Origin of the sequence: Aureimonas sp. SA4125, assembly GCF_019973775.1 — a bacterium.
In the GTDB taxonomy this organism is placed as follows: Bacteria; Pseudomonadota; Alphaproteobacteria; order Rhizobiales; family Rhizobiaceae; genus Plantimonas.
On the sequence record NZ_AP025032.1, the window covers coordinates 3,272,195 to 3,299,181 of the forward strand.

Annotated in this window: 24 protein-coding genes; 6 read left to right on the forward strand and 18 right to left on the reverse strand. The window is 66.0% G+C overall.

Annotation, left to right across the window (positions count from 1 at the left end):
- The first annotated feature begins 242 nt into the window (after positions 1-242).
- Positions 243-2,078 (forward strand): aminopeptidase P family protein, encoded by a 1,836-nt coding sequence (locus tag Sa4125_RS15500; RefSeq protein WP_223999218.1) that lies wholly within the window; start codon positions 243-245, stop codon positions 2,076-2,078.
- Positions 2,079-2,164: 86 nt separating this feature from the next.
- Here Sa4125_RS15500 and Sa4125_RS15505 read toward each other — a convergent pair whose 3' ends face one another.
- The 3 genes from Sa4125_RS15505 to Sa4125_RS15515 form a co-directional block, all read right to left on the reverse strand.
- A complete protein-coding gene (locus Sa4125_RS15505; RefSeq protein WP_223999220.1) occupies positions 2,165-2,680 on the reverse strand; it encodes a BA14K family protein in 516 nt (171 codons plus the stop codon).
- 91 nt (positions 2,681-2,771) lie between these two features.
- Positions 2,772-3,887, reverse strand: a complete 1,116-nt coding sequence (locus Sa4125_RS15510; protein ID WP_223999225.1) for an acyltransferase — start codon at positions 3,885-3,887, stop codon at positions 2,772-2,774.
- A gap of 308 nt (positions 3,888-4,195) precedes the next feature.
- On the reverse strand, positions 4,196-4,855 hold the full coding sequence (locus Sa4125_RS15515; RefSeq protein ID WP_223999226.1) for an SH3 domain-containing protein: 660 nt from the start codon (positions 4,853-4,855) through the stop codon (positions 4,196-4,198).
- A 194-nt stretch (positions 4,856-5,049) separates the two neighbouring features.
- Here Sa4125_RS15515 and Sa4125_RS15520 point away from each other — a divergent pair, with 194 nt between their 5' ends.
- Genes Sa4125_RS15520 through Sa4125_RS15530 form a run of 3 tightly spaced genes read left to right on the forward strand, consistent with a single transcriptional unit; the run spans position 5,050 to position 7,149 of the window.
- Entirely contained in the window at positions 5,050-5,889 is an 840-nt protein-coding gene (locus Sa4125_RS15520; RefSeq protein ID WP_223999227.1) for a MoxR family ATPase, read from the forward strand.
- Entirely contained in the window at positions 5,889-6,335 is a 447-nt protein-coding gene (locus Sa4125_RS15525) for a GNAT family N-acetyltransferase (protein WP_223999228.1), read from the forward strand. Before Sa4125_RS15520 ends, Sa4125_RS15525 begins: the two co-directional genes overlap by 1 nt.
- A gap of 1 nt (position 6,336) precedes the next feature.
- Positions 6,337-7,149: a PhzF family phenazine biosynthesis protein gene (locus Sa4125_RS15530; RefSeq protein ID WP_223999230.1), complete on the forward strand. Its 813-nt coding sequence runs from the start codon at positions 6,337-6,339 to the stop codon at positions 7,147-7,149.
- 16 nt (positions 7,150-7,165) lie between these two features.
- Here the strand turns inward: Sa4125_RS15530 and Sa4125_RS15535 are convergent, their stop codons facing one another.
- Complete coding sequence (locus Sa4125_RS15535) at positions 7,166-7,510, reverse strand: helix-turn-helix domain-containing protein (RefSeq protein ID WP_223999239.1); 345 nt, start codon at positions 7,508-7,510, stop codon at positions 7,166-7,168.
- Between the two features lie 11 nt (positions 7,511-7,521).
- Positions 7,522-7,872 carry a hypothetical protein gene (locus tag Sa4125_RS15540; RefSeq protein ID WP_223999247.1) on the reverse strand — a complete coding sequence of 117 codons (351 nt, stop codon included), beginning with the start codon at positions 7,870-7,872 and terminating at the stop codon, positions 7,522-7,524.
- Positions 7,873-7,971: 99 nt separating this feature from the next.
- On the opposite strand from Sa4125_RS15540, the gene Sa4125_RS15545 reads away from it, so the two are divergent.
- Positions 7,972-9,156, forward strand: a complete 1,185-nt coding sequence (locus tag Sa4125_RS15545) for a VWA domain-containing protein (protein WP_223999249.1) — start codon at positions 7,972-7,974, stop codon at positions 9,154-9,156.
- A gap of 97 nt (positions 9,157-9,253) precedes the next feature.
- Positions 9,254-10,282: a Tim44 domain-containing protein gene (locus Sa4125_RS15550; RefSeq protein ID WP_223999251.1), complete on the forward strand. Its 1,029-nt coding sequence runs from the start codon at positions 9,254-9,256 to the stop codon at positions 10,280-10,282.
- 70 nt (positions 10,283-10,352) lie between these two features.
- On the opposite strand, the gene Sa4125_RS15555 is transcribed toward Sa4125_RS15550, so the two are convergent.
- The 13 genes from Sa4125_RS15555 to murC form a co-directional block, all read right to left on the reverse strand.
- Positions 10,353-10,649 carry an AzlD domain-containing protein gene (locus Sa4125_RS15555; RefSeq protein WP_223999253.1) on the reverse strand — a complete coding sequence of 99 codons (297 nt, stop codon included), beginning with the start codon at positions 10,647-10,649 and terminating at the stop codon, positions 10,353-10,355.
- Positions 10,646-11,371, reverse strand: coding sequence for an AzlC family ABC transporter permease (locus tag Sa4125_RS15560; protein WP_223999255.1), 726 nt, complete (start codon positions 11,369-11,371; stop codon positions 10,646-10,648). Before Sa4125_RS15560 ends, Sa4125_RS15555 begins: the two co-directional genes overlap by 4 nt.
- Positions 11,372-11,685: 314 nt before the next feature.
- Positions 11,686-12,537 (reverse strand): 3'-5' exonuclease, encoded by an 852-nt coding sequence (locus Sa4125_RS15565; RefSeq protein ID WP_223999256.1) that lies wholly within the window; start codon positions 12,535-12,537, stop codon positions 11,686-11,688.
- Positions 12,534-14,768, reverse strand: coding sequence for an NAD-dependent DNA ligase LigA (gene ligA / locus Sa4125_RS15570; RefSeq protein WP_223999258.1), 2,235 nt, complete (start codon positions 14,766-14,768; stop codon positions 12,534-12,536). The genes Sa4125_RS15565 and ligA overlap by 4 nt, the downstream gene beginning before the upstream one ends.
- Positions 14,769-15,197: 429 nt before the next feature.
- A complete protein-coding gene (recN, locus tag Sa4125_RS15575; protein ID WP_223999259.1) occupies positions 15,198-16,868 on the reverse strand; it encodes a DNA repair protein RecN in 1,671 nt (556 codons plus the stop codon).
- Positions 16,869-17,024: 156 nt separating this feature from the next.
- Positions 17,025-17,906 carry an outer membrane protein assembly factor BamD gene (locus Sa4125_RS15580; protein WP_224007844.1) on the reverse strand — a complete coding sequence of 294 codons (882 nt, stop codon included), beginning with the start codon at positions 17,904-17,906 and terminating at the stop codon, positions 17,025-17,027.
- A gap of 251 nt (positions 17,907-18,157) precedes the next feature.
- Positions 18,158-19,111, reverse strand: coding sequence for a UDP-3-O-acyl-N-acetylglucosamine deacetylase (lpxC, locus tag Sa4125_RS15585; RefSeq protein WP_223999260.1), 954 nt, complete (start codon positions 19,109-19,111; stop codon positions 18,158-18,160).
- Positions 19,112-19,408: 297 nt separating this feature from the next.
- Positions 19,409-20,986: a cell division protein FtsZ gene (gene ftsZ, locus Sa4125_RS15590; protein ID WP_223999261.1), complete on the reverse strand. Its 1,578-nt coding sequence runs from the start codon at positions 20,984-20,986 to the stop codon at positions 19,409-19,411.
- 117 nt (positions 20,987-21,103) lie between these two features.
- Positions 21,104-22,432 carry a cell division protein FtsA gene (gene ftsA, locus Sa4125_RS15595; RefSeq protein ID WP_223999262.1) on the reverse strand — a complete coding sequence of 443 codons (1,329 nt, stop codon included), beginning with the start codon at positions 22,430-22,432 and terminating at the stop codon, positions 21,104-21,106.
- Entirely contained in the window at positions 22,429-23,334 is a 906-nt protein-coding gene (locus Sa4125_RS15600) for a cell division protein FtsQ/DivIB (protein WP_223999263.1), read from the reverse strand. Before Sa4125_RS15600 ends, ftsA begins: the two co-directional genes overlap by 4 nt.
- On the reverse strand, positions 23,322-24,245 hold the full coding sequence (locus tag Sa4125_RS15605) for a D-alanine--D-alanine ligase (RefSeq protein ID WP_223999264.1): 924 nt from the start codon (positions 24,243-24,245) through the stop codon (positions 23,322-23,324). Before Sa4125_RS15605 ends, Sa4125_RS15600 begins: the two co-directional genes overlap by 13 nt.
- A 350-nt stretch (positions 24,246-24,595) precedes the next feature.
- Positions 24,596-25,570 carry a UDP-N-acetylmuramate dehydrogenase gene (gene murB, locus Sa4125_RS15610; protein ID WP_223999265.1) on the reverse strand — a complete coding sequence of 325 codons (975 nt, stop codon included), beginning with the start codon at positions 25,568-25,570 and terminating at the stop codon, positions 24,596-24,598.
- Entirely contained in the window at positions 25,567-26,985 is a 1,419-nt protein-coding gene (murC, locus tag Sa4125_RS15615) for a UDP-N-acetylmuramate--L-alanine ligase (RefSeq protein ID WP_223999267.1), read from the reverse strand. The genes murB and murC overlap by 4 nt, the downstream gene beginning before the upstream one ends.
- Positions 26,986-26,987: the final 2 nt, after the last annotated feature.

Here is a 26,987-nt window from a genome sequence, read left to right on the forward strand (position 1 = left end):
TGATCGCAATATGGTCGCTGCGCGGATCCGCCGGTATCCCCGCATCCGCATAGGTCCCCCGCGTATGCTGCAATGCAATAATCCAGCTCCGGTCATATTTCCTTCATTTCCAGATCTTTCGCCCTCTGCTTTGCCGCTCGTCGGCAGATCGCTCGGACTGGCTGACCGGAAGGGCCCCGTTTATGGTCCCCCACCTGTCGAAGCGCCGAACTCTTTGCGGACGATGACGAACCGGAGACGCTATGTTCCAGAATTTCGATGACGTCGTGGATTTCAGCCAAAGTGCAGGGCGCGTCGAGCGGCTGCGGAGAATCCTTGCAGACCAAGGCCTCGACGGCTTCGTCGTGCCGCGGGCCGACGAACACCAGGGAGAGTACATCCCGGACTCGGCCGCGCGACTGGCCTGGTTGACCGGCTTTGCCGGCTCGGCGGGCCAGGCGCTGGTGCTGGCCGACAAGGCCTATGTCTTTGTCGATGGCCGCTACACGCTGCAGGTTCGTGACCAGGTCGATCTCTGCGTTTTCGAACCGGTCTCCTCGGTCGAAACGCCTCTGGCGGCCTTCCTCGCAAAGTTGGCCGGCCCTCTCAAGATCGGCATCGACCCGTGGCTGCATACGCTCGGCGACGCAAAGGCGCTGAGGGAGACGCTCGAGGCCAAGGGCGGCTCGCTAATCGCGCTTGCCGCCAATCCGATCGACCGGATCTGGAACGACCGGCCGATGCCGCCGAAAGGCACCGTGTCGCGGCATCCCGACAGTCTTGCAGGGCAGACGGCCGAGGCGAAGCTTGCGGCCATCGCAAGCACTCTTGCCGAGCAGGTCGCCGATGCGGTCGTCCTGACCGATCCGTCTTCCGTCGCCTGGACGTTCAATATTCGCGGGGCCGACGTTGCGCACACGCCCCTCCCCCTCTCCTTCGCCATCCTCCATCGCGCTGCGCGGCCGCAGCTTTTCATCGACCCGGACAAGCTGTCGCCGGCGACTGCCAGCTATCTCGGCGGGCTGGCAGATCTGCGCGACCCCGGAGATTTCGAGGCGAGCGTGTCGTCCCTCGGCGGAAGCGTGGTGATGCTCGATCCGACGCTTGCCGCCGCGCGGATCGCCACCCTGGTCGAGGAGGCCGGCGGCACGGTCAAGCAGCGCCCCGATCCCGCCCGCCTGCCCCGCGCCATCAAGAATGAAGCCGAAATCGCCGGCAGCCGGGCTGCCCATCGGCGCGACGGGGCGGCGATCGTCGCTTTCCTCAAATGGCTGGACGGCCGGACGCCCGGCACGGTCACGGAGATCGCCGCCGCCGAGAAGCTGGCCGCCATTCGCGCCGATGTCGGCCGGGCCGACGGAATGGACCTGCGCGACATCTCCTTCGACACGATCGCGGGCTCGGGTCCGAATGGCGCGATCGTGCACTACCGCGTCAACCGTGACAGCGACCGGCTGCTCGGCGAGGGAGAACTGTTCCTCCTCGATTCCGGCGCGCAGTACCAGGACGGCACGACGGACATCACCCGGACCGTCCCGATCGGCACCCCGACCGAGGATATGCGCCATAAATTCACGCTGGTGCTGAAGGGGATGATCGCGATCTCGGTAGCGCGTTTTCCCAAGGGGACACGTGGCGTCGACCTCGACCCGCTCGCCCGCATCGCTTTGTGGAAGGCCGGTGCCGACTATGCCCACGGCACGGGCCACGGCGTCGGCTCCTACCTCGCGGTGCATGAAGGCCCCCAGTCGATCTCGCGTCGCGGCATGGCCGTGCTGGAGCCGGGGATGATCCTCTCGAACGAGCCCGGATACTATCGCGAGGGAGAATTCGGCATCCGCATCGAGAACCTGGTTCTGGTCGAACCGGCCACGGAGATTGCGGGCGGCGACCTCAAGATGATGTCCTTCGAGACGCTGACCTTCGCGCCGATCGACCGGCGCCTGATCGTGCCGACCCTGCTCGGACGGGAGGAGATCGACTGGTTGAACGCCTACCACGCCTGGACGTTCGACATTCTCTCGCCCCTCCTCGATCCGGAGGCGTCTTCCTGGCTCGCGAAGGCGACATCGCCCCTCGCACTGCCTCCCGCAGGCTGAGCGGGGAATTCAGATCCTGATGAATTCCGCATGAAAAAGGGGATGGAGCACCGGCCCCATCCCCTTGAATTCCAGCACCGTCGCGATCAGCGGCAGAGGCGACGCGGGCCGTTGTAAGGCTGGTATGTCCCGCTGCGTGGATCGAACGACCGGTAGCGCGCCTCGCAGTAGCGATACCATGCCGGGCTGCGGAAAGCGTAGCCGTAGGAAGGCTCGCGATAATAGCGCGGGCCGGAATTGGCGATGGCAGCGCCGACACCGAGACCGATGATGGCCGCGCCGATCCCGATGCCGCTATCGCGGTAGCGACGGCCATAGTAGCGGCTACCATAGTGCCTGTTGCCGTAGTACCGGCTGCCATGATGACGTCCGTAGTGGCGCGCGTGCGATCGCCCGCCATAATAGGGCCCGCGCACATGTCGCCCGCCGCCGTAGAAGCCGCCGCGATGCCCGCCACCGCGATAGAACCGCGGCCCGTGGTCGCGCGCCTCGGCTTTGGTCACGCCGACGAACGGTACAGTCGACGGAATGGCGGCGGGCACGATGGTTATCGCCACAGCCAATGCCAAAACGCGGCATCGCAAAGACTTGAAAAACTGCATTGCTGCCTCCTCTCGCTATGTCCCTCTAACTGAAACGTCACATTGCGGGAATCGATGCCACCGTCAGGAGATAACGATTCCGTGAGCAATTTTACCGCGTGCTTGCGGCCACGGTCAGGGGCGTTCCCGGCTCCGATCCCGATCCCGATCCCGATTCAGGGGAAGGCGAGATCACTGGCTCAGTGGCGCGAGGCTTTCGGTCAGAGCCCCTACGAAAGAACTGCAGGAGCGGCCGCTCGATCAGCCTGTGAACCACGATGCCGACGGCCAGCGACGAACCGACGGCGAGAACCATGAAAAGGGTCTCGTACGCCGTGGTCGCCGGCAGCCCTAGGGTGTTCCAGAGTTTTGCCAGTACCGGCAGGACCAGGACGTGACAGAGGTAGATCGAATAGGACGCATCACCCAGTAGCATGGGCAGGCGAAACGCCGGCAAAGGCCGGCCGCGCTCGAAGAAGACCGCACCGCCCACGATCATCGCGGCCGGAATGCCGGAGGCGACGCTGCGCCAGATGCCCGTCCCGGCCATTGCCAGCAAGGCTGTCCAGCCGACGACGAAGGCAAGCGCCGCGATGGGCCGAGGCACGTTCAGGCCCGCGGCGTACAGCCTGGCGATGACGACGCCGGCGCCGAATTCGAGGATCAGCGGCATTGTGTAGAAGGCGGTGACGATACGATAGGGAATGAACTCGCGCAGCGCGACGGCGATGACGAGCACGGCCAGAACGGCGGGAATCTGGACCTTTTTGGGCAGAAACAGCGACAGAGCGAAGACGAGGTAGAACGCCATTTCGTAGTTCAGCGTCCAGCCGGGGATAAGGACCGGCAGCGTCCCCTCGATGACGGGATGGTCGATGGGCCAGAACAGTAGCGACGCTAGGAGATGTCCGCCGTCGTAGACGGTGCTGCTGAGAAGATCGGGGCGCAACAGCGCAACGGCTGCGACGAACAGTGTCAGAATCCAATATAGCGGAACGATCCGGAGAATCCGTTTCCAGATGAAGCCGAGCGGCGAGATCGTCCCCCGGGCACTCGACCAGGTGATGACGAAACCGGAAATGACGAAGAAGACGTCGACGCCGGCGACGCCGGCCGTGAAGGGGAAGCCGACCGGGCTGTTGCTGACCCGCGACATGTATTCGGCGGCATGGAAAGCGACCACCAGCATCGCAGCCACGCCCCGAAGATATTGCAGCGAATTGATCACGACGGCGCGCCTCGTAGCAGGCAGGACGAAAGTCCCTTTGAGCCATCCTGCATGGCCCCGCCTAAAGTACGCGGTTTCTTCCAGATCGATGCACTGAGCGAGTGCCTCGAGGCACAAAAGTTATCAATTGGTTAATCCTGACCGGGCCCCGGCCCCCGAAGCCAAGCCGAAACGGGAGGGCAAAACCTCCGCCGGCATGGTGATGCCGCGATCAGGAGACACCGCGGCAGGCGCGTCCCGGCGACTGCCGACAGCCACCGACGACCGCGCATCATCCATCCCCTGCAGGAAGGCCAAGCCGCCGCCGGCTACTTCGTGCAAGTCTCGAACACTTCGGGGATCGGCGTATCGATGGAGCAGAGGATGCCGCCCCATTGGTAGCCGGTCTTGCTGCCGTCATAGGTGATCTTCATCCAGGGAAAGCCGTTCTCTCTCGCCCCGGCGTCTTGAAGGAGCGTGACGCGGGCTCCCTCGGGCAGGGACGTCAGGCGCTTGTACTCCCGGCCGGGACCGCTGCGCACCACGCCGCCCCAGGAACCGGCATCGCGCGGGAAACTGTCGTCGTCGTCGGCGGCAGGCGCTGCCTCGGCCTTGTCACCGCTCTGGCAGACAGCCTCGGCCTTGAAGGATTCCTGCATCCACGCATCGCCCCGGGGATACTCGTGGATGAAGGTGGTGAGATCTTCGCTGTAGGTCCGGGCGAGGAAGTCCAGCGCGTCGCGCTTCAGGCTCCGCTCTTCGAATTCGTCCGCCATGCACGCGCAATAGGCTTCCGCTCGCGCGGCGGGCACCTCGGCCGAATTGCCCTGGCCGATATAGGTGGTGCAACTCTCGTCGAAGCGGGGGTTCGACGAGACGAGGATCACGCCCACTGACGCCGGCCAATCGCCGGCGATCCGGGTTCCGGCCTGCGCCGGCGCGCAGCAGAGGGCCGGTGCCAGCAGCCATACGGTCAAACGAGGCATCATGCCGCAAACTCCCAGCAGGCGTCAGGCTTAGTGAACATGACGCCTCGGCAAAGTCGACGAAATTTGCGGTGCCAGTTGGCGCTGCCCCTGGTCCCTAAGTTCGGCATCGGACGCTCGAACCAAACCTCGGCTGCCGCCCTTGCCCTCCCCGGCGCAGCCTCTATCCTGCCGGCATCATACGAAGGGGCGTCAGCATGCGGTTTGCCGGGACTGAGGATTATGTCGCTGGCAAGGACCTGATGGTCGCCGTCAACGCCGCCATCGCACTGGAGCGGCCGTTGCTGGTGAAGGGCGAGCCCGGCACCGGAAAGACCGAGCTCGCCTTCCAGGTTTCCGCCGCCCTTGGCCTGAGGCTCATCCAGTGGAACGTCAAGTCGACGACGCGCGCCGCGCAAGGCCTCTACGAATACGACGCCGTCTCGCGCCTGCGCGACAGCCAGCTCGGCGATCCCCGCGTCAACGACATCGCCAACTACATCCGCCGCGGCAAGCTGTGGGAGGCGTTCGCGGCGGACGAGAAGGTCGTTCTCCTCATCGACGAGATCGACAAGGCCGACATCGAATTCCCGAACGATCTCCTGCAGGAGCTCGATAAGATGGAGTTCTACGTCTACGAGACCGACGAGACCGTCCGCGCGCGCCACCGCCCGATCGTCATCATCACCTCCAACAACGAGAAGGAGCTGCCGGACGCCTTCCTGCGCCGCTGCTTCTTCCACTATATCCGCTTCCCCGAGCCCGAGACGCTGGCAGCCATTGTCGAGGTGCACCATCCCGGCATCAAGCAGGACCTCCTGCGCGCCGCGCTGACGCAGTTCTACGAGATCCGCGAACAGCCCGGCGTGAAGAAGAAGCCCTCGACCTCCGAGGCGCTCGACTGGATCCGCCTGCTCCTGGTCGAGGACGTCGAGGCCAAGGACCTGCGCGAGAGCTCGTCCAAGGTGCTGCCGAAACTCCACGGCGCGCTGTTGAAGAACGAGCAGGACGTGCACCTGTTCGAGCGGCTGGCGTTTCTGGCACGGGGGCGAGGTTGATGGCCGTCACCATCCGCCCCCTCGCCGCCTCGGACAAAGCCGAATGGCGCCGGCTGTGGACCGGCTATCTCGCCTTCTACGAGACGAGCGTCTCGGAAGAAGTCTATGCCACGACCTTCGCCCGCCTCCTCTCCGGCGCGGACAACGAATATCGCGGCCTGATCGCGGAGGCAGACGGCAAACCCATCGGCCTCGTGCATTTCCTCTTCCACCGCCATTGCTGGCGGGTCGAGAATGTCTGCTATCTCCAGGATCTCTATGCCGATCCGGCGGTGCGCGGCACCGGCGTCGGGCGAAAGCTGATCGAGGCGGTCTATGCCGCGGCAGACGAGGCGGGCTGTCCCAGCGTCTACTGGATGACGCAGGCGTTCAACACGACGGCCCGCACGCTCTACGACCGCATCGCGGCGGAAACGCCGTTCATCAAATACCAGCGAAAGCTCTGACATGACGACGCTCCCGATCTACCAGATCGACGCCTTCACAACCGCCGTCTTCGCCGGCAACCCGGCCGCCGTCGTGCCGCTCGACGCCTTCCTTCCCGACGCGCTCATGCAGAAGATTGCTCTGGAGAACAACCTGTCGGAGACGGCCTACATCGTCCCGGCCGGCGCCGACCGCTGGGAACTGCGCTGGTTCACGCCGACGATCGAGGTGCCGCTCTGCGGTCATGCGACGCTGGCGAGCGCCTTTTTGCTGGCCGACATTCTCGGTCAGGCCGGCGAGACGATGACCTTCGTCACCCGCGAGGCCGGCGATCTCGTGGTGACGCGGGAGAAGGACGGCGGCTTCGCCATGCGCTTGCCGCGCCGCAACGCCGATGGGACGGGCGACATCGACGCCGTGGCGGCAGTACTCGGTGCCAGGCCGCAGGAAGTCCACGTCATCCCGGCCACCGACGACGTGACGCTCCTCGCCATATTCGCGACCGAGGCCGAAGTGGCCACGCTGACGCCGGACTTTGCCGCCATGACGGGGCTACCCGCTCGCAACGTCATTGCCACGGCACCGGGCGATCACGTCGACTTCGTCTCGCGCATGTTCGCGCCGAGGGCGGGCATCGACGAGGATCCCGTCACGGGCTCGGCCCATTGCAGCCTTGCGCCCTACTGGTGCGGCCGCCTCGGCAAGTCGGACTTCGTCGCCCGCCAGATCTCCGCGCGCGGCGGCGACCTCACCTGCCGGCTGGAGGAAGACGCCGTCATCGTCGCCGGCCATGCCGTGCTGTATCTCAAGGGCGAGATCGTCGTGCCGGGCTGAGGGTCACAGCGGATCTTCAGTTCACCAGATCCGGCACCTCAGCAAGGCGGCTGGCATCGATGGCTGACATCACGAGGTGGGGCTGCTGCGCCAGCACGCCAAGAAGAACGCGCGCCGGACCGGTTGGATAGCGCCGCCCCTGCTCCCAATTGCGCACGGTCGCGACCGGGACGCCAATCTTGGCCGCGAAGTCGGGCTGCGTGAGTTTCAGCTTGCGGCGAATCTTGGCGACGTCGGGCACCGCGATCGTATAGCGATGCACGGTGACGTGGGTATCATCCCCCTCGAACCATTTCAGTGCCTGCTCCAGCGATTCCGCCAGATGCTCGGCTTCCTCTTCGGGGGTCTTCTTCGACTTCATCGCCTTCATCCTCAAATACCAAACAGGCGTTTGATCGCGTTGACGCGGTCAATCGTAGATAGGATCCGTTCGATCATCTTGCCCGGTACCTCGACATGCGGTCGCAGCTCCAAAAGCACCAGTTTCGAAAAGTCGCCGCTGATCGCGTAGATCACGTCATACCCTGCGTGCTGCCATGACCAAAGCGCGACATTGTCGACATACGGATGGCCCACTGCCGGATCTGCGACTAAAATTTCACGGGCTCGCAGAAGGGCTTCTTCAGTGAGACCATACAGCGCGCAATCCAGCTCGAAACGTCGAGTCATTGCGATCTGTAGGGTTAGGGTCGGCAACACAGCTCCACCCTTTTTGTACGCCATTGGCGTATTTCGATCAAGCACCCACATACGCTTGTCGGAGAAGAGTATTCTGCGAACGAAAGGGCTGACAAGCCGGGCAGATCGACTATCCTCCCTCCCATGTTCCTCTCCTTCTTCCTCCAGCTGAAAGCCGCGGGCGTCCCCGTCACGCTGCGCGAGCATCTCGGTTTTCTCGACGCCATGGCCGCCGATCTCGTCACCTTCGACGTCGAGGCCTTCTACTTCCTGGCGCGTGCCAGTCTGGTGAAGGACGAGCGCTTCATCGATCGCTTCGACCGGGTTTTTGCCGCGGTGTTCAAGGGCGTCGAGGCAGTCTCGGGCGAGACCGGCGTGAACGCCCGCGACCTGCCGGAGGAGTGGCTGCGGCGGCTGGCCGAAAAGCACCTGACGGACGAGGAAAAGCAGCTCGTCGAAAGCCTCGGCGGTTTCGACAGACTGATGGAGACGCTGAAGCAACGGCTGGAGGAGCAGAAGGGTCGGCACCAGGGCGGATCGAAGTGGATCGGCACCGGAGGGACCTCACCCTTCGGCGCGTACGGCTACAATCCCGAGGGCGTGCGCATCGGCCAGGCGGAAAGCCGCCACCGCCGTGCGGCAAAAGTCTGGGACAAGCGCGAGTTCCAGAACTTTGACGACGGCGTCGAGCTCGGCACGCGCACGATCAAGATCGCCCTGAAGCGCCTGCGACGCTGGGTGCGCGAGGGGGCGGCCGAAGAGTTCGACCTGTCCGGCACGATCCGCGCGACCGCCGAGCACGGCTATCTCGACGTGAAGACGCGGCCGGAGCGGCGAAACGCCGTGAAGCTGCTGCTCTTCCTCGACAGCGGCGGCTCGATGGACGACCACGTCCGCGACGTCGAGGAGCTGTTTTCGGCGGCGCGCGCCGAACTCCGACACCTCGAGATCTTCTATTTCCACAACTGCCCCTATGAACGGCTCTGGCGCGACAACCGTCGCCGCCACCAGGAAACGGTCCCGACCGTGGATGTCCTCAACACCTACGGTTCCGACTACAAGGCGATCTTCGTCGGCGATGCCTCGATGAGCCCCTACGAGATCGCTGTCCCCGGTGGCTCGGTCGAGCATTGGAACGTCGAGGCGGGTTCTGTGTGGCTGCACCGGCTGATGTCGAAATGGCCGAAATCGGCATGGCTCAATCCGGTTTCCCGGCGGGATTGGGATTTCGTGCAGTCGATTGGCATGGTGCGGGAGGCCGCCGGCGACCGGATGTTCCCGTTGACGCTGCAGGGCATCGACGCGGCAACGCGCATCCTGGCGCGATAAATTCAGATTTTTTCGATAAAAGACCGGCGGCGGCGCTGACATCCGGCTTTCGCCTCCCCACATGCTTTGGAAATACGTCGCAGCGAGGAAACAGATCATGCCCTTCAACCGAAATTTCCGGCTTGCCAGCCTCTTCACCATTGCCGTGATGGGCTTTTCATTGCTCGCGGTCGACTATGCCGACGCCCGCAGGGCTGGCGGCGGTGGCGGCTTCGGCAGCCGTGGCGCCCGCACCTACCAGTCGGCGCCCGCGACCGCGACGTCTCCGACATCGGCCGCCCCCGTGCAGCGCTCGATGACGCCGAATTCTCCGGCAGCGGGCGCCACGACTGGCGCGGCGGCACAGCGCGGCGGCGGCATGTTCGGCGGCTTCGCCGGATCAATGCTCGGCGGCCTCGCCCTTGGCGGCCTCTTCGGCATGATGCTCGGCAGCGGGTTTGGCGGCATGGGCGGTATGCTGAGCCTTCTCTTCCAGGTTCTCCTGATCGGCGGCGCCATCATGCTGGCCATGCGCTTCTTTCGCCGGTCCACGCCGGCCGGTGCGACGGCGGGCGCGGCACCCCGCATGAACACCGCGCCGGGGATGAACGGGGCGAATGCGAACAGCACCGCCTATCAAGCTGAAAAGCCGAACCTGCGCTCGATTCCCGGCATCGGCGCCGCGCTCGGCGGTGGCAATGCCGCACGTGCCGGCGGATCGCGCCGCACCGGCAATCCGGATGAGCTTGGCATTTCCGGCGATGATCTCTCGACCTTCGAGCGGATGCTCTCCGAGATCCAGGGCGCCTATGGCCGCGAGGACTATGCTGCGCTTCGTCGCCTGTCGACCCCGGAGATGGTCTCCTACTTTTCCGAGGAGCTTGGGCAGAATGCTTCCAACGGGCTGAAGAACGAGGTTTCCGACGTCCGTCTCCTCCAGGGCGACGTGGCGGAGAGCTGGCGCGAGGGCAACCGCGAATACGCGACCGTCGACATGCGCTACTCCTCGATCGACGCAACGGTCGAGCGCGCTACCGGAAAGGTCGTCGAGGGCGACAACACCGTTCCGAGCGAGAGCACGGAAACCTGGACGTTTACGCGCGAGCGCGGTGGCTCCTGGCTCCTGTCGGCCATTCAGGACGCCTAAATCCCCACTCTTTGACAAGCGATGCTGCTGCGGGCGCCGAAAGGCGCCCGCAGTCGTTTTGGGCCTGAGATCAGAGGCCCATGACGCGGGAGAGAGCGACCAGGGCCACGCCGATGGCGACCGTGGCGATCACCGGAAGTCTGAGGCAAAGAAACGCGCAGATGACGATGACGACGCGCTCGGGCCAGTCGCCGGTGACGAGGACGGGTGCGACGATGGTGGCGAGGACAGCCGCCGGCACCGCATCGAGCGCCGCCTCGACCCGCGGCGGAATGCGCTCGATCCGCGTCAGCACGACGTGGCCGGCAAAGCGCGTAACATAGGTCAGGACCGCGCCGAGAAGGATGATCTGCCAGACGTCGCTCACCGGTCGACCCCCCCGCCATCGGGCTCGGCAGTGGCACCGTTCGCCTTTGCCGGCCTCGCGAGAACGGCATAGAGAATACCGCCAAGCGCGCCGAGGGTGACATTCCAGGGTGGACCGAGGGTCATCAGCAGGACCAGCGAGGCAAGCCCGCTCGCCAATGCCACTGGCAGAAAATTCGTCCGACGGCGAAAATCCATCATCAGCGTCAGGAAATAGACCGGCAGGATGAAGTCGAGCGCCAGCGTCGCGGGGTCGCCGAGGAGGCTGCCGAAGACGGCGCCGGCGAGCGAGGACAGGAGCCAGCTGGCATAGAGGACGAGCGCATAGGCGAAGTAGAAGCGCTTCGTGATCCGCCCTTGCGCCGCGCGCAACTCGGCCTCGCCGAAAACGGGATCAACGAGGAAGAAGAAGGCCATGGCCTTCTGCAGGGGTGAGAAGCGCCTGAGATTGCGGCCGACCGAGGCCGAATAGAGGACGTGCCGGAAGTTCAGCGCGAAGATGGCGACGGCCACCGCCATGACCGGCGAGCCGAGCCCGATCATCTCCAGCGCCACGAACTGGCTGGCGCCGGCATAGACCAGGGCCGAAAAGCCCATGATCTCTGCCGTCGTCAGTCCTGCCTCATGCGCCACGGCGCCATAGACGAGACCGAAGGGAATGACTGCGGCAAGAACCGGAAAGACACGGCTGAGGCCGTCGCGGACTTCGGTGGCGGGGGACAATCAGAGACTCACGGCGGGAGCGTTCGGCCCCCCCTTCTAGAGCGCCGCGCGCGCTTACGCACGCGCAAAGGCCCGCTCTGGAGATTGACGTCCATGGTGATCGCCGGCTGCGCCGATTGGTCGAGACAGGCTCTCGCGAAGCGCCTTGTGACTTTCAAGTCGGCGGTCGTTCCGGTGTGACGGTGTTCATGTCCCATCCGGCGTAGAGGCTGACCGATCGACGGTCCTTGTCCCCGGTGCCGTGGTTAGAGATCGCACGCGAATGCACGGGGGCGCGCCATGAGACCCCCGCGGCGCCGCCGTCGGGCAGTCGTTCAGGCCGCGAAAAGCGCCGCGATCTTCCTGGCATCCTTGCGGTTGTCGGAGAGAAGGTCGGCGAGATTGCCAGCCTTCAACTGCTTCACGTGCCGGCACTCCACCCGAAACCGCGCGCCGACGCAGGAGCACAGGAGCTCGGCTGCCCTGCCCGGCTTCATGCGCAACCGGATCTCGTAGGGCGTGCCGCGCGAGCCGCGGACGACGAAGAGCGAGGCGTCGGCCGGCTGCGGCGTCAGCACCGTGTTCAGCGCCGCCAGCGCCCGCGCCGCGATCCCGTCCTGCACCAGCCCCGGCAGCGCCGCGTGGCTTTTCACCAGCTCGTAGCGCCGCGCGAGCGCATGGACATCCCTCGCCTTCGCGGCCCGGACGGCTTCCAGCGCGATATGGGCGCAGGCATAGGCGTCCTCGCCGGCATGATGGTGCTGGAAGCGCAGTCCGAAGCGGTTCGCCAGGGACGAAAGCTTGTGGTTCGGCTCGGCCGGCCAGATCCGGCGCGCCAGAGCAAGCGTACAGCTCGTCTCCAACGCCGGCCGCGGCAGACCGTAGGACTGGAGGCAGGCATTCAGCACCGAGAGATCGAAACTCGCATTGTGCGCCAGCACCAGCGCGCCGTCGATCGCGCCGACAAATTCCCGGAACACGGCCGGAAAGGTCGGCTGATCGCGCACATCCCTCTCCGTGATGCTGTGCACGCGGACATTGCCAGGATCGAAGCGAAGCTCGCGCGGACGGATCAGGCGATATTCCCGCCGTGTCACCTCGCCCGCTTCGATCCAGGCAAGGCCGATGGCGCAGGCGCTGTCGCGCCGGGACGTCGCCGTCTCGAAATCGATGGCGATGATCGTCATGCCGGATCTTTTGGGTCAGCTTCGGCTGCCGGAACCCCCGGCGCCTGGTCCGAAGGCGGCTCGGCCGCGGTTTGCGTCGGCGCCGCGTCGCGGCCGATGCGCACGAACCAGCCGGCCTCGTCGATCACCTCGACGCCGAGCGTTGTCGCCTGCTTCAGCTTCGACCCCGCACCGGGGCCGGCGACGACGAGATCGGTCTTCTTCGATACCGAGCCGGACACCTTGGCCCCGAGCGCCTCGGCCATCGCCTTCGCCTCGTCGCGCGTCATCTGTTCGAGCGTGCCGGTGAAGACCACCGTCTTGCCGGCGACTGGCGAGGAGGCGTCGACGACGGCTACCTCGTCGAGCACGGTGACCTGGTCGAGGAGGGCGGCCAGGGCCTCGCGGTTGTGTGCCTCGGCGAAGAACTCGACGACGGCTTCGGCGACGACGCCGCCGATGCCGTCGATGTCGTTCATCGCCTGCCAGGCCTCGTTGCCCCTGTCCTTCTTCTCCACCGGCAACACCGCGGTGGCCGCATCCGCGGCGAAGGCGGAGAGGCTGCCATAGTGCCGGGCGAAACGCTTGGCATTCGTCTCGCCAACATGGCGGATGCCGAGCGCAAAAAGGAAGCGCGAGAGCGGCACCGTGCGTCGTTCCTCGATCGCCGCGAAGAGCTTTGCCACCGAGACCGGGCCGAAACCGTCGATATTCTCGAGCTTCTTCAAGGTCGAGCGTGACTGGCGCTCCTTGAGGGTGAAAATGTCGGCGGGGCTGCGCACCTGCAGCGCATCGTCCTCGGCCTTGAAGAAGAACTCGACCTGCTTCTCGCCGAGTCCCTCGATGTCGAAGGCGTTGCGCGAGACGAAATGGCGGATGCGCTCGACCGCCTGCGCCGGGCAGATCAGGCCGCCGGTACAGCGCGTGACGACGCCGTCATCCTCGCGCACGGCATGGCTGTCGCAGATCGGGCAGCGCGCCGGAAAGAGGTAAGGCCCTGCATCGGCCGGCCGCTTGTCGAGGAGAACGTCCACCACCTGCGGAATGACGTCGCCGGCCCGCTGGACGATGACGGTATCGCCGATGCGGATGTCTCGGCCCTCGCGCAAGGTCACGCCGCCCTGCCCGACGCCCTTGATGTAGTCGGCATTGTGCAGCGTCGCATTGGAGACGACGACGCCGCCGACCGTCACGGGCGCGAGCTTGGCGACAGGCGTCAGCGCACCCGTGCGGCCGACCTGGATCTCGATGTCGCGCAGGACCGTCGTCGCCTGCTCGGCGGCGAACTTGTGCGCGATGGCCCAGCGGGGCGACCGGGAGACGAAGCCGAGCCGCTTCTGCAAGGCGAGATCGTCGACCTTGTAGACGACGCCGTCGATGTCGTAGCCGAGCGCCGAGCGCTGCTCCTCGATCGCATGATAATGCGCGACGAGGCCCGCGACATCGGAGAAGCGCTGCATGAGCGCGTTGACCTTGAAGCCGTAGCGGGCGATCGCGGCGACCACCTCCGTCTGCGTCTCGCCCGGCACCACGCTCGCCTCGCCCCAGGCATAGGCGAAGAAATGCAAGGGCCGGGATTTGGTGATCCGGGAGTCCAGCTGGCGCAGCGATCCCGCAGCTGCATTGCGCGGATTGGCAAAGAGCGGCTTGCCGGCCGCCAGCTGCCGCTCGTTCATGGCGGCGAAGTCGGCATGCGTCATGTAGACCTCGCCGCGCACCTCGAACACATCCGGCGCATCTCCCTTCAGCGTCCCCGGGATATCCTTGATCGTACGGGCGTTGCGGGTAACGTCTTCGCCGGTCGTGCCGTCGCCGCGTGTCGCCGCCGACACGAGCTTGCCGCCCTCGTAGCGCAGCGACAGCGACAGGCCGTCGATTTTCGGTTCGGCCGTGATGGCGAGCGGCGCCTCCTCCCCGAGCTTCAGGAAGCGGCGCAGGCGCGCGGCGAAATCCTCCACGTCCGCATCGGAAAAGGCGTTGTCGAGGGAGAGTATCGGCAAGGCATGGGTGATCTTGGCGAATTTCTCCGAGACCTCCGTGCCGACCTTGAGGGAGGGCGAGTCCGGCCGGACGAGATCGGGAAAGCGCTCCTCGATCGCGCGATTGCGTTGGCGCAGGGCATCGTATGCGGCGTCGGAGATCTCCGGCGCATCGTCCTGGTAATAGCGCCGGTCGTGCTCCGCCATCTCCCGCGCCAGCCGCTCCAGCTCGGCGGCGGCTTCGTCGAGGGTGAGGTCTTCGATCTCGGTCATGGGTCGGGCCGTTGCAAACTGAGGTCGAGAGATGAGGGGACGGAGCGATCGGCTTGGAGGCGTAGGGTTTTCCCAGGCGTGCCTCATCCTCTCCGCCGCGTCCTCCCGGATTTGACCCGGGATCCATGCCAAAACCTTGGCGGGGTCAAGCGCGACCCTTCGAGCCCCGCTCCTCCTCCCCCGATTTCGTAGCGAAACTGCTTCGGCATGGATCCCGGGTCAAGCCCGGGATGACGAAGCTGGGGGCACCGCTCGGAACGGGAATGTCCGCAACCCCACATGCCTTTCGCCCCGAGCGACACTTCCCTGGCCCTCACCCTTAGCCTGTCGAAGGGCGAGGGCAACGCACACGCCTTGATGCGGTGCCGATCCCTCGTGCTTCGACAGGCTCAGCATGAGGGATGACGCGCGCGCCTTCAGCGTCCAGCCCTAAACCGCTCCGATGAGCCTTGCAGCCGCGGCGCGGGCTTCCGCCGTGATGCTCTCGCCGGCGAGCATGCGCGCGATCTCCTCGGTACGGTGCTCGCCCTCGATCGCCTCGACGCGGGTGGCGAGGCGCTCGTCGTCGGGCCGGCTCTGGGCCTTGGAGATGAGGAGATGCGTCGTCGCTCGCGCCGCGACCTGGGGCGCATGGGTGACCGAGAGCACCTGGACCCGGCCGGCAAGGCGCGCGAGGCGGCGGCCGATGGCGTCGGCGACGGCCCCGCCGACGCCGGTGTCGATCTCGTCGAAGACCAGAGTCGGGGCCGAGCCCTTGTCGGCAAGCGCCACCTTCAGCGCCAGGAGAAAGCGCGAGAGCTCGCCGCCCGAGGCGACCTTCATCATCGGCCCTGCGCGGGTACCGGGGTTGGTGCGGACCCAGAACTCGACCGTGTCGATGCCGGCAGCGGTCGGGTTCGCCGGATCCTGCGCCATCTCCGTCAGGAAGGCGGCGCGCTCGAGCTTCATGTCCGGCAGTTCCGCCATGACGGCGCCTTCCAGAAGCGTGGCGGCGGCAATGCGCTTCATCGAGAGATCGGCCGCCAGCGCGTCGAGACAGGCGCGCTTCTCGCGCACCTCGACCTCGAGCCGCGCCAGCCGCTCCTCGCCGGCATCGACATCGGCGAGATCGCCGATCATCGCAGCCATGAGATCGGGCAGAGTGTCGACCGGGCGCGAAAATTTGCGGCCGGCGGCACGCAGCGCGAAAAGGCGCTCCTCCGCCTCCTCCAGGGCACGCGGGTCGAATTCGAGGCCGCGCAGTGCCGCCTGCAGGCTCATCTGCGCGTCCGACAGCGCGTCGAGGGCGGTGTCGAGCCGCTCCAGCGTATCGTCGAGAAGCCCCGGCACCTCGTCCTTGCGCCTGTCGAGCCGCTTCAGGAGGCCGGCGAGGCCGGGGATCGGCGAGGAGTGCCCGGAAAGTTCGTCATGCGCTTCGGCGACGTCGCTCGCGATCTTCTCCGACTTCATCATCAACTGGCGTCGAGCCGCCAGTTCCTCCTCCTCGCCCACGACCGGCGCCAGTTCCGAGAGTTCAGCGACCGCGGCACGCAGATAGTCGGCCTCGCGCGCGGCGGCCTCGATCTTGGCCCGGTGACGCAGCAGATCGCCTTCCGCCCGCTTCCAGTCGGCATGGGCCCGGGCAGTCGCCTCCGCCTCCGTACGCAGTCCGCCATAGTCGTCGAGGAGCAGCCGGTGCGCCTCGGGATCGACGAGCGCCCGGTCATCGTGCTGGCCGTGGATCTCGACGAGGCCGGCGCCGATCTCGCGCATCAGGGAGACGCTCGACGGCCGGTCGTTGATGAAGACGCGCGTGCGCCCGTCGGCACTCTGGATGCGTCGTAGGATCAGGTCGCCGTCGTCGTCGAAGCCGTTCTCCGTCAGGACGAGACGGGAGGGATGGCCGGCGGGCAGGTCGAACACCGCGGTGATCTCGCCATGCTTGGCGCCATGGCGCACCAGTGAGCCGTCGCCGCGTCCGCCGAGCGCCAGCGCCAAGGCGTCGAGAAGGATCGACTTGCCAGCACCCGTCTCGCCCGTGAGCACGGACAGGCCCTCGCCCAATGCGAGATCGAGGCGTTCGATGAGGACGATGTCGCGGATCGAAAGGTGAACAAGCATGCCGTCAGTCGCTAATCGCTGTCCGGCGGAATGGCAACCGGCGTGGCCAAGATATGGCTTTCTGCCGGAAGTCCAAGGACCGCCCGGCCGAAACATGAAAAAGGCCGGGACGCATCCGTCCCGGCCTTGTCGTCTCCGCAAAATCGACCGCTGCGCTCAGGAAGAGGCGCCGGTGATTGCCGCTGTCGCCTTGCCAAACCAGGAACTGCCGGAGCCGGCGCGCGGCTCGAGACCCTTGGATTGCAGCAGCGAGTAGGAATCCTTGTACCACTGCGATTCCGGGAAATTCTGCCCGAGCACCGAGGCGGCCGCCTGGGCCTCCTGCACCAGCCCCATCGCGTAATACGCCTCCGTCAGGCGTGCCAGCGCTTCCTCGACATGGCGCGTCTGCGGAAAGGCGTCGACGACGCGCTTGAACCGGTTGATCGCGGCGATGTACTCGCGGCGCTCGAGATAATAGCGGCCGACCTGCATCTCCTTGCCGGCAAGCTGGTCGCGCGAGAAGCGGATCTTCGTGCGGGCATCCTCGGCATATTCCGATTCCGGATAGCGATCGATCACCTCCTGCATAGCGGCAGCAGCGCGGGCCGAAGCCTTCTGGTCGCGCGTGACGTCCGGGATCTGGCGGTAGTAGGCAAGGCCGATGATGTACTGGGCGTAGGCCGCTTCGCTCGTACCGGGATAGGTATTGAGATAGCGCCGCGACGACGTGACGGCCTCCTCGTAGGCGCCGCTTCGATAGCTCGTGAAGGCGCTCATCACCAACGCCTTGCGGGCCCATTCCGAGTACGGGTACTGGCGATCGATGGCGTTGAACTTGGCCGAGGCTTCCTTCAGGCGGCCGCCCTCGAGATTGGCGAGGCCCTGATTGTAGAGAACGTCCGCAGGCTCGGTTTCGGCGGCAAGCGCCAGGACGTCGATATCGTTGTCCTTGCCGGACATGCAGCCCGGAAGCGCGAGAGCGGAAGCGCCGAGGACCAGGAGGACCGACATTCGTGCCAGCGAGGATCTCGCTCGCGTCGCGCGCGATGGCGTCATGGTGCGCATCTGTCGAATTCCCCTGGATTAACCCGAAGCCCAGCGTTGTCTAGATCAGACATCGGCTGCCAGCAACGTTTGAAGGCGATCCATCCCGCCTTTTTTAAGGCGTGAACCGGGATGGCGAGGCCGGATACCCCCCTGCGAAAGGTCGCTGCGAGTGGCTTGCGGCAGCGCCGCAGCTCCCGAAACTTCCCCGATGCCAAGCAGATTCGCCGCAGCGACGCCGCCAGCGGGCCCCCTGCAGGGGATCAGAGTGTCTGCGGTCCATGGGCGGGCGCCGCGACTGCAGCTGCGATCAGCGGCGAATGGCGGACGATGTCGCGGCGACGCTCCGGCATCTCGACGATCTCGTGCGCGGTTTCATCTGCCAGAAGCGCCTGCAGGGCCATTGCGTTCAGCTTGTGGCCGCCGCGATAGGACCGGTAGCAGCCGAGGATCCGGCCACCGGCAAGCGCCTGGTCACCGACGGCATCCAGCGCTTTGTGACGGACGAATTCGTCGACGAAGCGCAGCCCGTCCGGATTGATGATGCGGTCGTCGTCGCCGATGACCACTGAGTTGTCGAGCGACGAGCCCAGCGCATGGCCGGAGGCCCAGAGACGCTCGACATCCTTCATGAAGCCGAAGGTGCGGGCGCGAGCGAGTTCGTCGCGGAAGAGACCAGGTGTGAGGTCGGCCGCAAACGTCTGGCGGCCGATGGCCGGCGTCGGAAAATCGATCTCGATCTCAAAACGCGTGCCGGGATGGGGCAGGTACTCGGCGACGCAAGCGCCCATCTCGACGCGCACCGGCTTCAGAACGCGGATGTAGCGGCGGCGTGCCACCTGGCTGCGCAGGCCGACGGACTCAATCGCCGCGACGAAGGCCGCCGAACAACCATCCATGATGGGAATTTCGTTGCCATGGATCTCGATGGCGACGTTGTCGACGCCCATGGCATAAAGCGCGGCCATCAGGTGCTCGATCGTGGCGACGTGCTGGCCGGACGGGTCGCCGACGATGGTCGACAGGTCCGTGGCCGGAACGTTGGACGAGAGCGCCTTGATGCTGCGAAGGGTGGTGCCGTCGGCGTCGACGAGATGGAAGACGATGCCGCTATGGGCCTTGGCGGGGAGAAGCGTCAGTCGGACGGAAGTCCCAGCATGAACGCCGACGCCGTCGAAATCGATCCGCGCGTCGATCGTGTGCTGATGAATGATCACGTAAGAAAGCCCTTTCAGCCATCCGGCGCTTGCGTGAAGAACCCCCTCACACGCCAGAGAGACTTCTTCGTTGGGCGCCAAGTCTTCCTCCCCAGAAAGACGGCAACGTCGAAAAGTCCCATAAATTCCAAGGTCAACCTAGTGGTCGGCGCCGTCTGCGCCAAATCACGGATTCTTACCCTTTGTTACCATCAATTCTTTACCGGCCTGAAAACACGCAGCCAAATCAGTTAGATACAAAAACGGCCCGCCTCTGATGAAGGCGGGCCGTGTGGTCTCAGGGCAACGTCGTGCCGGTCAGTTCGACTGGCGGCGCAGGAAGGCCGGAATTTCCAGCTGCTCATCGTCGCTGATCGGCCGCTGGGCGGAGACCGGACGGGCTGCCGTTTCGGCCGCCTGGCGCCGCGGGGCGTAAGGGTTCGGCTCGACGGCGCGGCGCGGCTCGACCCGGGCCTGGCGCGCGGCCTCGGCGGTCGCTTCCTCGTCGCTGTGACGCGACAGGCCGGTCGTCAGGCGACGCAGAAGACCCATCGGACCCTTGTCGTCGGCCGATTCGGGGGCGGTCTTGCTCGAGTATTCGGCCTGAACCATCGGCGGGAAATCTTCGACCCGCGGCATGCGCAGCGCTGTCATCGGAGCCTCGCGGCGCTGATCGGCGACCGGCGCATGGACGGCGACTTCAGCGATCTCGGCCTGCAGCGCGGCGGTGAAGTCGTCCTCGATGTCGAGGCTCTCCAGGACCGGCTCTTCCTGATAGACGGGCGCCGGAGCCCGCGTCTCGGCCACCATCGGCATCGCCGGGACGGGTGCCGGCTGGTGCATCTGCGGGGCCGGCGCTGGCGCGGCGACGGGGCGCGGCATCATCGGCGCATGGCGGATTTCGATCGGACGGTCATAGGCTTCCTGCGCCGTCTTATCGATGCCGGTGGCGACGACCGAAACGCGGATGACACCTTCCAGGTTCTCGTCGAAGGTGGCGCCGAGGATGATGTTGGCGTCGGAATCGACTTCCTCGCGAATGCGGGTCGCCGCTTCGTCGACTTCGAAGAGGGTCAGATCGCGACCGCCGGTGATGGAGATCAGGAGGCCCTTGGCGCCCTTCATCGACGTCTCGTCGAGCAGCGGGTTGGCGATCGCAGCCTCGGCAGCGGCCATCGCACGGCCTTCGCCCGAGGCTTCGCCCGTGCCCATCATCGCCTTGCCCATCTCGCGCATGACCGACCGGACGTCGGCGAAGTCGAGGTTGATCAGGCCTTCCTTGACCATCAGGTCGGTGATGCAGGCGACGCCCGAGTAGAGCACCTGGTCGGCCATGCCGAAGGCGTCGGCGAAAGTGGTCTTGTCGTTGGCGATGCGGAAGAGGTTCTGGTTCGGAATGACGATCAGCGTGTCGACGTTCTTCTGCAGATCCTCGATGCCCTGCTCGGCGATGCGCAGGCGGCGCTGGCCTTCGAAGTGGAACGGCTTGGTGACGACGCCGACGGTCAGGATGCCCTTTTCGCGTGCCGCACGGGCGACGACGGGGGCAGCTCCGGTGCCGGTGCCGCCGCCCATGCCGGCGGTGACGAAGCACATGTGCGAGCCGAGGAGATGATCGCAGATCTCGTCGAGCGATTCTTCGGCGGCGGCGCGGCCGACTTCCGGCTGCGAGCCGGCGCCGAGGCCTTCGGTGACGGCGACACCCATCTGGATGACCCGCTCGGCGCGCGAGGAACGAAGCGCCTGGGCATCGGTGTTGGCGATGACGAACTCAACGCCCTCGAGACCGGCATTGATCATGTTGTTGACCGCGTTGCAGCCACCGCCGCCGACACCGAACACGGTGATCCGGGGCTTCAGTTCGGTGATGTCGGGCTTGGCGAGGTTGATAGACATGTCCTGGTTCCTCTTTCGCGATGGGGGCCGTATCGCCGCGTCGGCCTGATGGTCGGTGTGGTCTCAAGACGCGCGGCGCGCGACGTGAAGCTGCCGGCGGGACGTCCCGCCGGAATGTCAGAAACTCTTTCGCAACCAGGAGCCGAGGCGCCCGACGCGGGTCGTCTCGTCGAAAGCGAAACTGGTGGCCGAGGTGTCGGGAAAATGCTCCATCGTCGACACCTGCGGATAGATCAGAAGGCCGACCGCCGTTGCGAAGGCGGGGCTCTTGTTGGCCGCGGTCAGGCCGGCGACCCCGACGGGCCGCCCGAGCCGGACATTGCGCTGCATGATGATACGGGCCGTGTCGCTGAGACCGGCGAGCTGGCTGGCGCCGCCGGTGAGGACGACGCGCTTGCCGATGACATGGCCGAGGCCCGAGGCGGCGAGCCGGTCGCGAATGAGTTCCAGCGTCTCCTCGACGCGCGGCCGGATGATGCGGGCGACGAGCGAGCGAGCCACGTTGATCGGCGCCTCGAAGCCGTCCTCGCCCAGCGGCGCAACCTCGACCGTGTCGGAATCGGCCATCAGCTCGCTCATCGCCGAACCATGCATGACTTTCAGCCGCTCGGCGTCGTCGGGCCGGATCGACAGGCCGCGGGCAAGATCCATGGTGATGTGCTGACCGCCGAGGGCCACCGAATCGGCATAGACGAAACGGCCGTTCTGGAAGATGGCGATGGTCGTCGCGCCGCCGCCCATGTCGATGCAGGCCGAGCCCATCTCCGCCTCGTCGTCGACGAGCGAGGCGAGACCCGAAGCAAAGGGCGTCGCAACGAAAGCTTCGACGACGAGCCGGGCGCGGTTGATCGCCGCCTCGAGATTGCGCAGCGGCGTCTCTTCGGCGGTGAGGATGTGCATGTCGGCGCCAAGCCGCTGGCCGATCATGCCCTGCGGGTTCTCAAGACCGGTCTCGCCGTCGAGCGAGATGTCGAAGGGCACCGAATGCAGGGCCAGGCGCCCCGCCTCGATCGGCGCGCGGGCGGCCAGGTTGAGAACGCGCTTCAGGTCGGCGGGCGAGACTTCGGCGCCATGCGTTGAAATCCCGGCCGAGCCGCGCACGCTCTTCAGCCGTCCCGCGGTGAGCGAGACGATCAGGGAATCGATGGTGAGGCCCGCCATCCGCTCGGCCGCGTCGACGCAGTAGCGGATGGCCTTCTCGGCCGCATCGAGGTCGACGACGACGCCGGACTTGATGCCGTGCGAGCGCTGATGGCCGATGCCGATGACTTCGACTTCGTGGGTACGGCCGGGCAGGATCTCGCTCTCCTGCCGCGGCTTCAGCCGGGCGATCAGGCAGGTGACCTTGGTGGTGCCCACGTCGAGAATGGAAATGATGCGGGTGCGACGGCCAGGAAGGGCGCGCATGCGCGGCAGGTCGCGGGAGTTCCGGGACAGAAACGTCATACCGGCTTCGCCTTCTGGCTGCGTTTGATATTCTTCATGCGTTCTTTCATGGCCGCATCGCGGCGCACGAGGGCGTCAGGCGTCAGGCGAACGACCACCCGATCCTCGATACGCATGTCGACAACAAGGATGTCACGCGACAGCAAGCCCAGTTCCCTATCCATGCGGCTGACATCCGCCGCGGCCTCGATCGCGCCCTCTTCGGGCAGGCGGACCGTCATGCCGTTCTCGAGGCGAAGATCCCAACGCCTGTCCCCGACGCGAATGTATGCCTTCACCCTTGCGCGAAGCTCTGGCAGGACCTCCATCGCCTCGACGAATTCAGCCCCGTGCAAGGCGGCACCGGTTCCGACGACGAAAGGCAGGCCGGAGAAACGGCCGACGACGTAAGGCACGATCTCGCGGCCGTCGCGGTCGACGACGAAGAGCTCGCGTCCCTTCTGCCAGAGGGCAAAGGGCTTGCGCTCGGTCAGCGTGATCGCGACCCGGTCGGGATAGGTCTTGGCAACCGAGGCCTTCTCGATCCACGGCATGCCTTCGAGCGTCTGGCGCGCCGCGTCGGGATCGAGCGAGGGAAGGCTCTGCGCGCCGGTCTGCCAGAGGGCCTGCAGCACGTCGATCTCCGAGGTCTCGCTGTTGCCGGAGACGTCGATCTTGTCGATCGAGAAGCCGAGCGGCTGCGACACCGCGTCGATGACGGTCGTGGTATGCTGGCCAAGCGACATGCCGTAGAGGCCGGTGGAAGTCAGGAGCACCGTCGCGATGACCCCGAAGCGTGGCGCCGGGAAGTGCGACAGCCGCTCGCCGAGAGCCGCGAGGCGGCGCCCGGCGACCGACAGGCGAAAACCGAGCCGCGACGACGGGACGGCCACGGGGCGTCTTTCCGCATTCAGCGATCGCATGACGCGTCTCCCACGAGCCAGCTGAGCAGTTCGCCGAAAGAGTGCCCTGCGGCCTGGCCGATATCGGGCACCAGCGAGGTCGGCGTCATACCGGGCTGGGTATTGATCTCCAGCCAGATCAGCTCGCCGCCTTCGCCGAAACGGTCGTCATAGCGGAAATCCGACCGGCTGACGCCGCGGCAGCCGACGGCGGCATGGGCGGCCAGTGAATATTCCTGCACCCGGCGCGTGACATGCGCCGGAATCTGCGCCGGGATCACGTGCTGCGACCCACCCGGCAGGTATTTGGATTCGTAGTTGTAGAAGGCATGGCCCTCGGTGGTGATTTCGCAGACGCCGAGCGCGACATCGCCCATGACGGCGCAGGTCAGCTCGCGACCGTGCACGAAGCGCTCGACCATCACCATGTCGCCGAACGCCCATTCGGCGTCGAAGAGCTGCTGCGGCGGATGCGCCTGATCCTCGCGCACGATGAGGACGCCGAAACTCGACCCCTCCGCGATGGGCTTGACGACATAGGGCGTCGCCATCACGTGCTTCTCGGCGACGACGCGCCGGTCGAGCACCTTCGCCTCGGCCACCGGAATGCCGGCGGCCTTGGCAAGGATCTTGGCCTTGACCTTGTCCATCGCCAGCGCCGAGGCGAGGACGCCCGAATGCGTGTAGGGAATCTCGAGATATTCGAGGACGCCCTGGATCTTGCCGTCCTCGCCGAAAGGGCCGTGAAGGGCGTTGAAGGCAACGTCCGGTCTGAGATCGGCAAGCACCGTCATGATGTCGCGACCGACATCGACGCGCGTGACGCGGAAGCCCTCGGCCTCGAGCGCGTCGGCGCAGGCATTGCCCGAGGAGAGGCTGACCGGCCTCTCGCTCGAAAAACCGCCCATCAACACCGCCACATGCTTCGTCATGAAACCCTGATCCTCGCGCCGAAACGGCGTGTGGACCATTCATCGCCCGCCGATGGTTAAGCAGGCGTTAAGGCGCCGTGACCAATGCAACAAAATCGTAACGGCGTTGAAAAGAACGCGAAAACCAAGACTTGAGTGATGCAAGTCTGCACCGCCCCGCGATCGCGCTCGGACCCGCTTTCGCGAAAGCGGTCTCTGGAAAGGATTTGATTGGATCTGGCCGGCTCGATGCGGGAGACCACGCCCCCTCCGCGGCCGGCGGGCGCGGGGGCATCCGACAAATTCGGCGCAGCCGTCCGCAGGCGAAAGGGCGGTTGGGCCGGATCCAGCGTCTACGAAAGCCGGGACCCTCAGGGTGAGAAGGGTTCTACCACGCGATCCGGCAAGAAAGCGCCGATCCGCTTGATCTCCCAATGGAGATCGATGCCCGACGTCGCGAACACGCGCTCGCGCACGGTCTCGCCGAGAGTCTCCAGGTCGAAGCCGGTGGCCGAGCCGGTATTGATCATGAAGTTGCAGTGGAGTTCCGACATCTGCGCCCCGCCGACCGTCAGGCCACGGCAGCCGGCCCGGTCGATCTCCTTCCAGGCCGAGCTACCCTCGGGATTCTTGAAGGTCGAACCACCGGTCTTCTCGCGCACCGGCTGCACCGTCTCGCGGTGATGCCGGACCTCGTCCATTCGCGTGCGGATCTCGTCGCGGGATGCGGGCTCGCCCTCGAGTTCGACCGCGGTGAAGATCAAGTCGGCGGCAGCACCGGAATGGCGGTAGGCATAGCGCATCTCGGCGTTCGACAGCAGATGCAGTCGCCCCTGCCGGTCGACAGCGCGCACTTCGCGGACGCGCTCGCGCGTCTCGGCGCCGTTGGCACCGGCATTCATGCGCAGCGCGCCACCCATCGAGCCGGGGATGCCGTGGTAGAAATGGAAGCCGCCGATCCCCGCTTCCAGCGCGACAGCCGCAACCCGCTTGTCGGGCGCGGCCGCGCCGGCGCGGATGGTCGCCGGCCCCGAAGCTTCGGCCTGCCCGAAGCCCTTTGCCGACAGCCGGATGACGACGCCGGCGATGCCGCCGTCGCGCACCAGGAGATTGGAGCCGATGCCGACGGGGGTGACCGGAATATCTTCCGGCAGCGCCTGCAGGAAGGCGGAGAGGTCTTCCTCGTCGGCTGGCTGAAACAGGATCTCCGCCGCCCCTCCGGCACGAAACCAGGTGATCTTGTCCATGCCGGCATCGGCCGTCAGCCGGCCCCGGATGCCGGAAAACCGATCGCCCAGACGGGCGAGGAGGCCCGCGCCATCGATGGATCGCGTGCGCGCCGTCATCCCGTGTGCTTGGCCTGCAGCGCCGCCAGTTCCTTCGGCAGGGCATAGGCCCATTGCGTGATCGAGCCGGCGCCGAGGAAGACGACCATGTCGCCCGGCCGCGCCAGCTGGTCGATCAGCGGCGCGATCTCGGCCGGTCCGTCGATGAGGCGGGCATCGCGATGGCCGCCGAGCTTCATGCGCTCGACCAGCATTTCGGAATTGACGAACTCGATCGGCTCCTCGCCAGCGGCATAGACCGGGGCGAGGATGACGGTGTCGGCGTCGTTGAAGCAGGCGGCAAAGTCTGCAAACAGGCTCTGCAGCCGGGTGAAACGGTGTGGCTGCACGACGGCGACGACGCGGCCGCTCGTCGAGGACCGCGCGGCCGCGAGGACGGCCTTGATTTCCACGGGATGGTGGCCGTAGTCGTCATAGATGTCGACGCCGCCGACCGAACCGGTATGGGTGAACCGCCGCTTCACGCCGCCGAAGGCGGCAAGACCCGTCTTGATGGCCTCGGCCGGGATGCCGATGCGATAGGCGACGGCGACCGCAGCGGTGGCGTTGGACACGTTGTGCCGCCCCGGCATGGGCAGGACGAGGTCGCGGATCTGCGTGGTCGTTCCGGTGACGCGGTCGCGCAGCGTGACGTCGAAGACCGACCGTGGCCCCTCGACGCGCAGGTTCTCGAAGCGAACGTCGGCCTGCGGATTCTCGCCATAGGTAATGATGCGCCGGTCCTCGATCTTGGCGACGAGGGCCTGCACTTCCGGGTGATCGAGGCACATCACGGCAAAGCCGTAGAACGGCACGTTCTCGACGAACGCGCGGAAAGCCTCGCGCACCTTGTCGAAAGTGCCGTAGTGGTCGAGGTGCTCGGGGTCGATATTGGTGACGACGGCGATGTCGGCCGGCAGGCGCAGGAAGGTGCCGTCGGATTCGTCGGCCTCGACGACCATCCACGGGCCCTCGCCCATCCTCGCATTGGTGCCGTAGGCGTTGATGATGCCGCCGTTGACGACCGTCGGGTCGAGACCGCCGGCATCGAGGAGCGTCGCGACCATCGACGTGGTCGTCGTCTTGCCGTGCGTGCCGCCGATGGCGATGGCATGGCGGAAGCGCATCAGTTCGGCGAGCATCTCGGCGCGGCGCACGACCGGCAGCAGGCGCTCGCGCGCGGCGGCGAGTTCCGGGTTGCTGCGGCGAATGGCGGTCGACACGACGACGACTTCGGCGAGACCGAGATTGTCGGCATGGTGGCCGATGTGAACGGTGACGCCCTTCTCGCGCAGCCGCTGGACGTTGGCGTTCTCGCTCTGGTCGGATCCCTGCACCGTGTAGCCGAGCGTGACGAGCACCTCAGCGATTCCCGACATGCCGATGCCGCCGATGCCGATGAAATGCACCGGGCCGATATTGGGCGGCATCTTCATGA